This window comes from Frondihabitans sp. 762G35, assembly GCF_002074055.1.
Taxonomy (GTDB): Bacteria; Actinomycetota; Actinomycetes; order Actinomycetales; family Microbacteriaceae; genus Frondihabitans.
Genome location: NZ_CP014619.1, coordinates 1,669,651 through 1,681,607 on the forward strand (window position 1 = coordinate 1,669,651; position 11,957 = coordinate 1,681,607).

Genomic DNA, 11,957 nt, shown 5'->3' on the forward strand with positions numbered 1-11,957 from the left:
ACGGCACGATCGCCAATGCTACGCCTCTGCCGCCGCAAAGCAAGGACCTTGGAACCGTCCGCGACGCCGACCCGACGGGCACGCAGGATCGGGGTGGCTGAGAGTCGCCGTCGGCGGCTGTCACTAGAGTGGTTCCGTCGGGTTCCGCCCGTCCTCACCCCTGGACGACGATGTGCCCGACCGCTGTCTGTTCACTTATGAAACGAACGAGGTCAAGGGTGTCGGTAAACGATCAGGATCCGTATTCGGTCGACGATTTCGATCGGGATCCCGAAGAAACCGCTGAGTGGAGGGAGTCGCTCGACTCCCTCGTCGCGGCGAACGGCCACGAGCGGGCCCGCGAGATCATGCTCAGCCTTCTCTCGCGCTCGCGCGAGCTCCACCTGGGCGTGCCGATGGTCCCCACGACGGACTACATCAACACGATCGCCCCCGAGAACGAGCCGCAGTTCCCCGGCGACGAGGAGCTGGAGCGCCGCTACCGGAAGTGGATCCGCTGGAACGCGGCCATCACGGTGCACCGCGCCCAGCGCCCCGGCATCTCCGTCGGCGGTCACATCTCGACCTACGCGTCGTCGGCGGCCCTCTACGAGGTCGGCTACAACCACTTCTTCCGCGGGCAGAACGCGCCGGGCGGCGGAGACCAGATCTTCTTCCAGGGTCACGCGTCCCCCGGCATGTACGCGCGCTCGTTCCTCGAGGGCCGGATCGACGAGCACACGCTCGACGGCTTCCGCCAGGAGCAGTCGCACCAGGGCGGCGGCCTGTCGTCCTACCCGCACCCGCGGCTCATGCCCGAGTACTGGCAGTTCCCCACGGTGTCGATGGGTCTCGGTCCGATCAACGCCATCTACCAGGCTCAGCTCGCGAAGTACCTCACCAACCGCGGCATCAAGGACGCCTCCGACCAGCAGGTCTGGGCCTTCCTCGGCGACGGCGAGCTCGACGAGGTCGAGAGCCGAGGTCAGCTCCAGGTGGCGGCCAACGAGAAGCTCGACAATCTGAACTTCATCATCAACTGCAACCTGCAGCGCCTCGACGGCCCCGTCCGCGGCAACGGCAAGATCATCCAGGAGCTGGAGAGCTTCTTCCGCGGTGCGGGCTGGAACGTCATCAAGGTCGTCTGGGGTCGCGAGTGGGACGAACTGCTCTCCCGCGACTCCGAGGGCGCGCTCCTCAACCTGATGAACACGACGCCGGACGGCGACTACCAGACCTACAAGGCGGAGTCGGGCGCCTACGTCCGCGAGAACTTCTTCGGCCGCGACCCGCGCACGCTCGAGCTCGTCAAGAACTACAGCGACGAGGAGATCTGGCACCTCAAGCGCGGCGGCCACGACTACCGCAAGGTCTTCGCGGCGTACAAGGCGGCGTCGGAGCACAAGGGCCAGCCGACCGTCATCCTCGCGAAGACGGTCAAGGGCTACGGCCTCGGCCCGACCTTCGAGGGGCGCAACGCGACCCACCAGATGAAGAAGCTCACGCTGACCGACCTCAAGTCGTTCCGCGACGAGATGAGCATCCCCATCACCGACGCGGTCCTCGAGGAGAACCCCTACCTGCCGCCGTACTACCACCCCGGTCAGAACGACGAGGCGATCGAGTACCTGCAGGCGCGTCGTCGCGACCTCGGCGGCTACATCCCCGAGCGACGCTCGAAGTTCACGCAGATCCCGGTCCCGGACGACGCGGCCTACGCCGTCGCCAAGCGCGGCTCGGGCAAGCAGGAGGTCGCCACCACCATGGCGTTCGCCCGCATCCTGAAGGACCTCCTGCGCGCGAAGGACTTCGGTCACCGCATCGTCCCGATCATCCCCGACGAGGCGCGCACGTTCGGCATGGACGCCTACTTCCCGACGTCCAAGATCTACAACCCGAACGGCCAGCACTACACGTCGGTCGACCGCGAGCAGCTCCTGGCCTACAAGGAGAGCCCGCAGGGCCAGATCATCCACGTCGGCATCAACGAGGCCGGAGCCCTGGCCGCCTTCACGGCGAGCGGCACCAGCTACTCGGTGCAGGGCGAGCCGCTCATCCCGGTCTACGTCTTCTACTCGATGTTCGGTTTCCAGCGCACCGGCGACGCGCTGTGGGCGGCCGGCGACATGATGGCCCGCGGCTTCGTCATCGGCGCGACGGCGGGGCGCACGACGCTCACCGGCGAGGGCCTCCAGCACGCCGACGGCCACTCGCAGCTCCTCGCGTCGACGAACCCGGCCGTCGTCAGCTACGACCCGGCCTTCGGTTACGAGATCGGCCACATCGTCAAGGCCGGCATCGAGCGGATGTACGGCACCGACGAGGAGGGCAACCCGCTTCACGGCGACCCCAACGTCATGTACTACCTCACGGTCTACAACGAGCCGATGCAGCAGCCGGCGGAGCCCGAGGGAGTCGATGTGGAGGGCATCCTGCGGGGCATCTACAAGCTCAAGGAGGCCTCGAACCTCGGTCCCCGCGCTCAGCTGCTCGCCTCCGGCGTCGGTGTCCCGTGGGCGCTCGAGGCTCAGCAGCTGCTCGCCGACGACTGGAACGTCGCCGCCGACGTCTGGAGCGTCACCTCGTGGACGGAGCTGCGTCGCGACGGTCTCGCCGCCGACGAGCACAACTTCCTCCACCCCGAGGAGGAGCCCCGGACCGCCTACGTCACCGAGAAGCTGCGCGACGCCGAGGGCCCGTTCATCGCGGTCTCCGACTTCATGCACGCGGTGCAGGATCAGATCCGCCAGTTCGTGCCCGGCGACTACTCGACGCTCGGTGCCGACGGGTTCGGCTTCTCCGACACCCGCCCGGCGGCCCGTCGCTTCTTCAAGATCGACGGACCCTCGATGGTCGTGCGCACCCTCCAGGCGCTCGCCAAGCGCGGCGAGGTCGACCCGAGCGTCGTCCAGCAGGCCATCGACCGCTACCGCCTGCACGACGTGACGGCCGGGACCTCGGGCTCGGCCGGCGGGGAGAGCTGATCAGGTCGTGAGCGCTCTGCGCACACAGGATCCGGCGGCGAAGAAGAAGACCCTCGCCTGGCTGCGCACGATCTCGGGCGAGTTGGCGACGGCGGCGATCACGAAGCTCGACGAGACGCTGCCCTGGTACGGCTCCATGCCGCCGGGGCGGCGCTCGGCCGTGGGGCTCGTGGCCCAGGCGGGGATCACGTCGTTCATCTCCTGGTTCGACGACCCCCGGTCCACCCCGTGGATCGCGGCCGACGTCTTCGGGGCGGCTCCGCGCGAGCTGCTCCGGAGCGTCAGCCTCCAGCAGACGCTGCAGCTGATCAAGGTCACCTGCGAGGTCGTGGAAGACCGTGTCAAGGACGGCGACGGCTACCTCCGCGAGGCGATCCTCCTGTACTCCCGCGAGATCGCCTTCGCGGCCGCCGATGTCTACGCCCGCGCCGCGGAGGCCCGCGGGCTGTGGGACGCCCGGCTCGAGGCCCTCGTCGTCGACTCGATCCTGAGCGGCGAGTACGACGACGAACTCCCGAGCCGGATCGCGGCGCTCGGCTGGCACGGGCACGGCGAGGTCTCCGTCCTCGTCGGCACGGCGCCGAGGGTGCTCGACGTCGACGTCCTCCGCCGTACAGCCCGTCACCTCGACGCCGACGTCCTGATCGGCGTGCAGGGCTCCCGCCTCGTCCTGGTCATCGGCCGCGCCGAGACCGAGACCGAGGAGAACGACGCCGTCGGCCGCCAGCACCCGACGTTCACCGACATCGCCGCGGCCCTCGAACCGGGCTTCGGCGACGGTCCCCTGGTGCTCGGTCACGAGGTCCCCGGGCTCGTCGACGCCGCGGGGAGCGCCAAGGCGGCTCTCGCCGGTTTCGCCGTCGCCCGCGCCTGGCGCAACGCCCCGCGCCCCGCGCAGGCCGACGACCTCCTGCCGGAGCGGGCCCTAGCCGGCGATCCGGTCGCCCGCTCCACGCTCGTCAACCGCATCTACCGACCGCTGAAGGCGCACTCGAACGAGCTCCTCACGACCCTGTGGTGCTACCTCGACAACGGGCGGTCCCTCGAGGCGACCGCTCGCGAGCTCTTCGTCCACCCGAACACGGTGCGCTACCGGCTGAAGCGCGTCACCGACGTGATCGGCTGGGACGCGACCGGGGCGCGCGAGGCCCTCATCCTGCAGTCGGCCCTGATCCTCGGCTCGATCGCCGACCCCGACTCGCCGTCGACACGGCGGTCGGTGACCCGCGGGGCCGGGCAGGCCACGGCGACGAAGGCCGGCAAGTGAACGGCATCTACAACGGTTCCGGCGATTCTTCGTGGAGCGGCTACACCGCTCGCGACCGAATGCTTGGCAGGATGGACCGGTGATCGTTCTCGTTGCGCCCGGGCAGGGCTCCCAGACCCCCGGCTTCCTCTCCCCCTGGATCGACGACGCCGACGCGCGCGCCCGCCTCGAGCGGTACTCGGAGGCCGCGGGCGTCGACCTCGTCGAGCACGGCACCGTCTCCGACGCCGACACCATCCGAGACACGGCCGTCGCCCAGCCGCTCATCGTGGCGGCGTCGCTCCTGACCGCCGACGCGCTCTTCGAACGGCTCGCCGACGCGGGCGTCGAGCGCGAGCGGATCGCAGGAGTCGCGGGTCACTCGGTCGGCGAGTTCGCCGCCGCCGCGCTGGCCGGCGTCCTCACGGAGGCGGACGCCCTCCGGCTCGTCGCCGTCCGCGCCCGCGCCATGGCCGAGGCCGCGGCCGCCGCCCCGAGCGGCATGAGCGCCGTCCTCGGCGCCGACGAGGCCGAGCTCCTGGCGAAGCTCGACGACCTCGGGCTCTCCCCCGCGAACTACAACGGCGGTGGCCAGATCGTCGTCGCCGGCGACCTCGACGCGCTCGCCCGGCTGGCGGAGGAGCCGCCGGCGAAGGCGCGCGTCATCCCGCTGCAGGTCGCGGGCGCGTTCCACACCCGGCACATGGAGCCGGCCGTCGCGCGGCTCCGCGAGGCCGCCTCGGGTACGGCCGCCGCGGATCCTGCGACCGCCCTCTGGACCAACCGCGACGGCAGCCGCGTCACGAAAGGCGACGCCTTCGTCGACCTCCTCGTCGGCCAGGTGTCGTCGCCCGTGCGCTGGGACAAGACCATGGAGTCGTTCGCCGAGGCCGGGATCACCGGCCTCATCGAGCTGGCCCCGGCCGGCGCCCTCACGGGCCTCGCCCGTCGCGGCCTCAAGGGCGTCCCCACCGTCGCCATCAAGACCCCCGACGACCTCCGGGCCGCCGTCGACCTCCTGCAGGGAGCAGAATGACCAACCCCGTCCTCGCCCAGGCCCCCGGCCACGCTTTCACCCGCATACTCGGGATGGGCGCCGCCCGCGGCGACATCGTCGTGCCGAACGCCGACATCATCGAGCCGATCAACTCCTCCGACGAGTGGATCCGCCAGCGCACCGGCGTGATCACGCGAGTGCGGGCCAGCGCGGACGTGCAGGCCGTCGATCTGGCCGAGGTGGCGTCCGTCGAGGCGATCGCCAAGGCGGGCATCCGGCCGGAGCAGATCGGAGCGGTGCTGGTCTCGACGATCAGCAACACCGTGCCGACGCCGTCGATGGCGGCCCTGCTCGCCGAGCGCGTCGGCGCGAGCCCCGCCGCCGCCTACGACATCAGCGCCGCGTGCGCCGGCTACACCTACGGGATCGCCCAGGCCGACGCGCTGATCCGCGCGGGCCTCGCCGACTACGTCCTCGTCGTGGGGGCCGAGAAGCTCAGCGACATCATCGACCCGACCGACCGCTCCATCTCGTTCCTCCTGGCCGACGGTGCGGGCGCGGCGGTCGTCGGTCCCAGCGACTTCCCCGGCATCTCCCCCACCGTCTGGGGCTCCGACGGCTCGAAGTGGGACACCATCGGGATGACGAACACCATCCCCGAGTACCGTCACGGCGCGGGCGACGTCGCGTGGCCCACCATCCGTCAGGAGGGCCCCACGGTCTTCCGCTGGGCGGTCTGGGAGATGGCCAAGGTCGCCAAGCAGGCGCTCGAGAAGGCCGGCGTCACCGCCGACGACCTCGCCGCCTTCGTCCCGCACCAGGCCAACATGCGGATCGTCGACGAGTTCGCGAAGCAGCTGAAGCTGCCCGAGAGCGTCGTCATCGGCCGCGACATCGAGACGACCGGCAACACGTCCGCGGCGAGCATCCCGCTGGCCACCCACCGCCTGCTCGAGGAGCACCCGGAGCTGAGCGGAGGCCTCGCCCTGCAGATCGGTTTCGGCGCGGGCCTCGTGTTCGGCGCCCAGGTCGTCGTCCTGCCCTGAACGGGCCCTCGATCCATCCGGGCGCGCGCCCCGCGCACCCCCGCCGTGACCGTGCAATAGGATTTACCCCGGTCACAACGACACTCAAGGAGAGAGAACACAATGGCACAGTCCACCGAAGAAGTCCTGGCCGGCCTGGCCGAGCTCATCAACGACGAGACCGGTATCGCTGCCGACACCGTCGAGCTTGACAAGTCGTTCACCGACGACCTCGACATCGACTCCATCTCGATGATGACCATCGTGGTCAACGCCGAAGAGAAGTTCGACGTCAAGATCCCCGACGACGAGGTCAAGAACCTCAAGACCGTCGGCGACGCTGTGACCTTCATCACCAAGGCGCAGGGCTAATCGTCCTACTGCTCGGCCCGCGCTTCCCGGCGCGGGCCGAGTTCTTTGTGCGGCCCACGGCACCCGTGATCCGCGTCCTCGAGGAGATTTCGTCATGACCAAGAAGATCGTCGTCACCGGTATCGGTGCCACCACCCCGCTCGGCGGGACACTGCCCGACAGCTGGGCCGCCCTGCTCGCCAAGGAGTCGGGCATCTCCACCATCGAGCACGAGTGGGTCGCCCGCTACGAGCTCGCCATCGACTTCGCCGGGCAGGTGCGCGTTCCCGCCGCCGAGGTGCTCACCCGGCAGGAGACCAAGCGGCTCGATCCGAGCAGCCAGCTCGCCCTGATCGCCGCGCGCGAGGCGTGGGCCGACGCCGGCTCCCCCGAGGTCGTCCCGGAGCGCTTCCTGGTCGACTGGGCCACCGGCATCGGCGGTATCTGGACCCTCACCGACGCGATGGACACCCTCCGCGAGAAGGGCCCCCGACGGGTCCTGCCGATGACGGTCCCGATGCTGATGCCCAACGGGCCGGCCGCTGCGGTCTCGATGGACCTCGGCGCGCGCGCAGGAGCCCGGACCGTCGTGTCCGCGTGCGCCTCCAGCACCGAGTCCATCGTCAACGCCTACGAGCACCTGCAGGCCGGTCACGCCGACATCGTGATCACCGGAGGTGCCGAGGCGGCCATCCACCCTCTGCCGCTCGCCGCGTTCGCGTCGATGCACGCCCTGTCGTCGCGGATCGACGATCCCGCCACCGCGTCGCGTCCCTACGACGTCACCCGCGACGGGTTCGTCCTGGGCGAGGGCAGCGCCGCGCTCGTCCTCGAGACCGAGGAGCACGCCCTGGCCCGAGGGGCCCGCATCTACGCCGAGGTCCTCGGCGGCGGCGTGACGAGCGATGCGTTCCACATCACCGCTCCCGACCCCGAGGGCACAGGAGCCGCCCGTGCGGTCATCGAGGCCCTCTCGGCCTCCGGTGTCGCCCGCGAGCAGGTCGTGCACATCAACGCGCACGCGACGTCCACCCCCGTGGGCGACATCGCCGAGTACCACGCCCTGAAGCGGGTCTTCGGCGACCACCTGCCCTCGATCGCCGTCTCGGCGACCAAGGCCTCGACCGGTCACCTCCTCGGTGGAGCGGGAGCCCTCGAGGCGGCCTTCACCGTGATGGCCCTCCACACGAAGACGGCGCCGCCGACGATCAACACGACCGAGAAGGACGCCGAGATCGACATCGACCTCGTCACGGAGCCGCGGGCCCTGCCCGACGGAGAGCTCGTCGCGATCTCCACCTCGTTCGGCTTCGGCGGACACAACGCGGTCATCGCGTTCCGTTCCGTCTGAGTCCGCGCGCTGGGGCCCGGAGTTCCGGGCGCCTCCGACGTACCGAAGGCCGGTCCCCCTCGCGGGGTGACCGGCCTTCGTCTTGCGCCTGACCCAGTTCTCAGCCGGATCGGCACGTGGAGCAGTCGCGGAAGCGTGTGGGGAGGGAAGGGTGCGTCAGCCGACCTTGTGGAGCCAGGCGACGGCGTTGCCCTCGCCCGCGTGCCGGAAGGCCTCGAGCTCATCGTCCCAGGCCTGGCCGAGGGCCAGACGGAGCTCACGGTGGAGCTCCAGCGCGTTCGAACCGGCGATCTCCATGGCGTACCGGACGCGGTCCTCCGGGATCACGGTGTTGCCGACGGAGTCGGTCTGCGCGAAGAAGACGCCGAGGTCGGGCGTGTGCATCCAGCGCCCACCGTCGTTGCCGGCGCTCGGATCCTCCGTCACCTCGTAGCGCAGGTGCTCCCAGCCCCGGAGGGCGGAGGCGATCTGCGCGCCGGTGCCGGCGGGACCCTCCCAGTAGAACTCAGCGCGAAGCGAGCCCTTGAGGACGGGCTGCTCACTCCAGGTGAAGTTCACGGCCCGGCCGATGGCTCGACCAGTAGCCCACTCGACGTGCGGGCTCAAAGCGCGAGGAGACGAATGGACGAAAAGGACGCCCCGCGCGCTCGACGCAGTCTTCGGTTGTGCGGTTGTGTACTGCTCAGCCACGTTTCCTCCATTCGGTTCAGGTGCGACTTCCCCATCGACCTGTGAATGGAAATACGTGTGGCTTCGTGAATTATGACCGATTCGATAACGAAATCACAACCATGTGATTTCTGAGCGTCGTCATTTCGCGTCGGCGTAGGTGGTGACCACGGCGACGGTGACCGGAAAACGCACCGGGGCCCGTCCGAACAGGAGCCTGCCGGCCTCGGCGGCGGCCTCCTCGACGAGCGCCGCCACGGCCTCCGCGGACTCCACGGGCGCGTGGATCACCACCTCGTCGTGGAGGAAGAAGACCAGGTGCGGATCGTCCGCTCCGGTGCCGAAGCGCCGGCCGAGTTCGCGGCGCAGGATGCCCAGCCAGCAGAGCGCCCACTCGGCGGCGGTGCCCTGCACGACGAAGTTGCGGGTGAAGCGACCCCAGGCGCGCATCCCGCTGTCGGCCTGGGCCCGCCCGTTCTCGGGGGGAAGCTCGTCGACCATCGAGCCCGGTGGCGGCGAGCTCCGGCCGAGGAACGTCGACACCACCCCACCCTGCTCGCCCACGCGCGCCGCCTCCTCGACGAGCGCGATCGCCCTCGGGAAGGCCCGAGCGAGTCTCGGCAGGAGCCGGCCGCCGTCGCCCTGGGTCGCGCCGTACATGGCCCCGAGCATCGCGACCTTCGCCTCCGCGCGCGTCGCCACGGCTCCGGAGGCGACGATGCCCTCGTAGAGGTCGCCGTCTCCGGCACGGGCCATCGCCTCGTCGTGGGCGAGGGCCGTCAGGATGCGCGGCTCCAGCTGCGACGCGTCCGCGACCACGAGCGTCCAGCCCGGGTCGGCCACGACGGCGCCGCGCACGGCACGCGGGAGCTGCAGGGCTCCCCCGCCGCTCGTCCCCCAGCGGCCGGTCGCCGCGCCCGCCGGGACGTACTCGGGCCGGAATCGTCCGCCGACGACCCAGGCGTCGAGCCAGGCCCAGCCGTTGGCCACGAGGAGCCGCTGCATCTTCTTGTAGCGGAGGAGGGGCTCGATGGCGGGGTGCTCGAGGCGGCTGAGCTCCCACTGCCGGGTGGAGGTGACCTGGAGGCCGGCGGCGCGGAGGGCCCGGACCAGTTCAGCCGGGGAGTCGGGGTTGAGGTCGGGGGCGTCGAGGGCGAGGCGGACCTCGGTCAGGGCCTCCTGCAGGAGCTGCGGTCTCTCCCCCGGGGCGGGTCGCGGGCCGAGGCGGTCGGCGAGGAGCGCGTCGTGCCGGTCGGCCGACCAGGGGATCCCGCGCCGGCGCATCTCGACGGCGATGAGCGCCCCGGTCGACTCCGCGGCCGTGAGGAGCTCGAGGCCAGCTCGGCCCGGCGACGCCTCGATGGCGCTGCGCTGCGCGAGGAACTCGGCCAGCGGATCCGGCAGCGACTCCGGCTCGACCACGAAGAGCGCGGTGGAGTCGACGATCGCGCCCTGCGGGACGTCCCACGGGCCCCGGGTGGCCCCGTGGATCGGAGTGCCACGCGTCGCGGCGGACAGCCGCAGGATCGCGTGGCACAGCCGGAGATCGACGCAGCGCTCGACGCGGAGCCCCTGTTCGAGCAGTCGCGGGTACCACTTCGCGGTGTCGTCCCAGACCCACCTGGTCGCCGTGGCCTCGCCGATGCGGATCGTCTCCGCGAGTTCCGCCCCGGACACCCGGGTCGTCGACGTCGCCACCAGACCGCCGGCGTCGTCGCGGGCGATCGCCGTGACCTCGACCGTCTCGTCGGGGAGCCGGACGAGCAGGGTGAACATGCGTTCGAGTGTAGGTGCTGGTGTCGACTCGTGCGGCTGCCGACTACTCGTGCAGAATCGAGCCGTCCGTCGCGAGAACGTTCTTCTCGCCGGCCTCGATCGGGACCGGGAAGCGGTTCTGCTTCGGTGGGATGGGGCAGTTGAAGTTGTACGAGAACGCGCAGGGAGGCAGCACGGCGCGGTTGAAGTCGAGCACGATCGTGCCGTCGCCGGCGGGCTCGGCGAAGAGGAAGCGACCCACGGAGTAGGTCGTGTCGCCGTTCGTCGCGTCGCCGAAGACGAGCTGGACGCGGGACCCTTCGCCCGTGGGGAACGCGGCGAGCTCGTAGTCGACGCCGTCGAGGCTGAACCGGATGAGGCCCGGGAGGGGCTTCGGGCGCGAGAGGTCGAGGTCTTTCTGGTGGCGGATGTCGACCTCGGTCCCGTCGGGCGTCGGGACGAACTCGGCCGTGACGACCCACCGCGGGTCGAAGGGGAACGAGTCGATCGACCCGAAGGCGCGCACGGCCTCCGAGGTGGGATCCCACACGCGGAGGGCGTAAGAGGACCGGTCGTCGTTGGCGATGACGGTGCCGGTGGCGCCGCCGTCGAAGCGGACCCGCGACGGGTTGACGGCGTCGTCGCCGGCGACGTGGACCGTGCCGTCGACGGGGCTGCCGTCGACCACGATGCCGTCGGCCGGAGACGCGGTGACTCGGAGACCGCCGAGGCCCGTCGGAGCGGGCGCCCAGACTCCCGGGACTCCCCAGATCGGCTGCTCGGAGTCGACCCACTGAGTGTTGGTGAGCGCCAGGGGGCCCTGCGCCGAGACGGCACGCTCGCGGCGTCGCTCGTGGAATGCGGCGAGGTCGGCGCGGGCGCTGTCGGTGGACATGTCGGTCATGGTGGGGTGAACGTATCCCGTGCCCCCGACATTTCCGACGGCCCGAACATCGTCGGGCATCACTCGGCCGTCAGTCGCCGGAGCTGCTCCGCGAAGGGGACGACGTCGGCGAAGGGGTCCTGGTCCCGGGTCTCGTGCTGCGCCACGAGGTCGGCGAGCTGCTCGGCAGCACGCGCGACGCGATCGGGCAGCGTCGTGCTCGTCTCGTCGCCCGAGCCCCAGTCCTCCGACGCCGCGAAGACCCCGAGCGGGACGACGACGGCGCGGAGGTACGAGAACAGCGGCCGCAGGGCGAGGTCCAGCACCAGCGAGTGCCGAGCCGTCCCCGCCGTGGCGCCGATCAGGACCGGTACGGAGTCGAGGGAGTCCTTGTCGATCACGTCGAAGAATGACTTGAAGAGGCCGCTGTACGACGCCGTGAAGACGGGCGTGACCGCGATGACGCCGTCGGCGCCCGTCACGGTGTCGATGGCGGCCCGGAGCGCAGGAGGCGCGAAGCCGGTGAGCAGGTTGTCGGTGATGTCGTGGGCCAGGTCGCGCAGTTCCACGACCTCGACCTCTACGGGGATGCCGCGTCCCGCGAGGGAGCGCACGGCCGCCTCGGCGAGGCGGTCCGCGAGGAGACGGGTGGACGAGGGCTGGCTGAGGCCGGCCGTGACGACGGCGAGGCGCTTCGGGGTCATGTCGGGCATCCTG

The 11,957-nt window shown here is 70.7% G+C and carries 10 protein-coding genes; 6 read left to right on the plus strand and 4 right to left on the minus strand.

Features of this window, described 5'->3' with window-relative positions; genetic code table 11:
* Nucleotides 1-218: 218 nt before the first annotated feature.
* The 6 genes from aceE (at nucleotide 219) to AS850_RS08055 (ending at nucleotide 7,933) form a co-directional block, all read left to right on the plus strand.
* Nucleotides 219-2,963, plus strand: a complete 2,745-nt coding sequence (aceE, locus tag AS850_RS08030; RefSeq protein ID WP_119868638.1) for a pyruvate dehydrogenase (acetyl-transferring), homodimeric type — start codon at nucleotides 219-221, stop codon at nucleotides 2,961-2,963.
* Nucleotides 2,964-2,970: 7 nt separating this feature from the next.
* On the plus strand, nucleotides 2,971-4,230 hold the full coding sequence (locus AS850_RS08035; protein WP_119868639.1) for a PucR family transcriptional regulator: 1,260 nt from the start codon (nucleotides 2,971-2,973) through the stop codon (nucleotides 4,228-4,230).
* A gap of 79 nt (nucleotides 4,231-4,309) precedes the next feature.
* Complete coding sequence (locus AS850_RS08040) at nucleotides 4,310-5,245, plus strand: ACP S-malonyltransferase (protein ID WP_119868640.1); 936 nt, start codon at nucleotides 4,310-4,312, stop codon at nucleotides 5,243-5,245.
* Nucleotides 5,242-6,252 (plus strand): beta-ketoacyl-ACP synthase III, encoded by a 1,011-nt coding sequence (locus AS850_RS08045; RefSeq protein ID WP_119868641.1) that lies wholly within the window; start codon nucleotides 5,242-5,244, stop codon nucleotides 6,250-6,252. The genes AS850_RS08040 and AS850_RS08045 overlap by 4 nt, the downstream gene beginning before the upstream one ends.
* 102 nt (nucleotides 6,253-6,354) lie before the next feature.
* A complete protein-coding gene (locus tag AS850_RS08050) occupies nucleotides 6,355-6,603 on the plus strand; it encodes an acyl carrier protein (RefSeq protein WP_119868642.1) in 249 nt (82 codons plus the stop codon).
* A 94-nt stretch (nucleotides 6,604-6,697) separates the two neighbouring features.
* Entirely contained in the window at nucleotides 6,698-7,933 is a 1,236-nt protein-coding gene (locus AS850_RS08055; RefSeq protein ID WP_119868643.1) for a beta-ketoacyl-[acyl-carrier-protein] synthase family protein, read from the plus strand.
* Nucleotides 7,934-8,089: 156 nt separating this feature from the next.
* Here AS850_RS08055 and AS850_RS08060 read toward each other — a convergent pair whose 3' ends face one another.
* The 4 genes from AS850_RS08060 to AS850_RS08075 form a co-directional block, all read right to left on the minus strand.
* Complete coding sequence (locus AS850_RS08060) at nucleotides 8,090-8,539, minus strand: DUF3145 domain-containing protein (protein WP_236940878.1); 450 nt, start codon at nucleotides 8,537-8,539, stop codon at nucleotides 8,090-8,092.
* Nucleotides 8,540-8,743: 204 nt separating this feature from the next.
* The gene (locus AS850_RS08065) at nucleotides 8,744-10,378 is read right to left on the minus strand and encodes a bifunctional 3'-5' exonuclease/DNA polymerase (protein ID WP_119868645.1); all 1,635 of its coding nucleotides are present in this window, start codon (nucleotides 10,376-10,378) and stop codon (nucleotides 8,744-8,746) included.
* Between the two features lie 43 nt (nucleotides 10,379-10,421).
* Nucleotides 10,422-11,252: a DUF1684 domain-containing protein gene (locus AS850_RS08070; protein ID WP_236940879.1), complete on the minus strand. Its 831-nt coding sequence runs from the start codon at nucleotides 11,250-11,252 to the stop codon at nucleotides 10,422-10,424.
* Nucleotides 11,253-11,320: 68 nt separating this feature from the next.
* Nucleotides 11,321-11,944 carry an FMN reductase gene (locus tag AS850_RS08075; protein ID WP_173795220.1) on the minus strand — a complete coding sequence of 208 codons (624 nt, stop codon included), beginning with the start codon at nucleotides 11,942-11,944 and terminating at the stop codon, nucleotides 11,321-11,323.
* Nucleotides 11,945-11,957 lie beyond the last annotated feature (13 nt).

Excerpts from the sequence above, each read along its gene's own strand:
- AS850_RS08045 (WP_119868641.1), top strand. The coding sequence starts at position 5,242 with ATGACCAACCCCGTCCTCGCCCAGGCCCCCGGCCACGCTTTCACCCGC.
- AS850_RS08050 (WP_119868642.1), top strand. The coding sequence starts at position 6,355 with ATGGCACAGTCCACCGAAGAAGTCCTGGCCGGCCTGGCCGAGCTCATC.
- AS850_RS08055 (WP_119868643.1), top strand. The coding sequence starts at position 6,698 with ATGACCAAGAAGATCGTCGTCACCGGTATCGGTGCCACCACCCCGCTC.
- AS850_RS08065 (WP_119868645.1), bottom strand. The coding sequence starts at position 10,378 with ATGTTCACCCTGCTCGTCCGGCTCCCCGACGAGACGGTCGAGGTCACG.
- AS850_RS08070 (WP_236940879.1), bottom strand. The coding sequence starts at position 11,252 with ATGTCCACCGACAGCGCCCGCGCCGACCTCGCCGCATTCCACGAGCGA.
- AS850_RS08075 (WP_173795220.1), bottom strand. The coding sequence starts at position 11,944 with ATGACCCCGAAGCGCCTCGCCGTCGTCACGGCCGGCCTCAGCCAGCCC.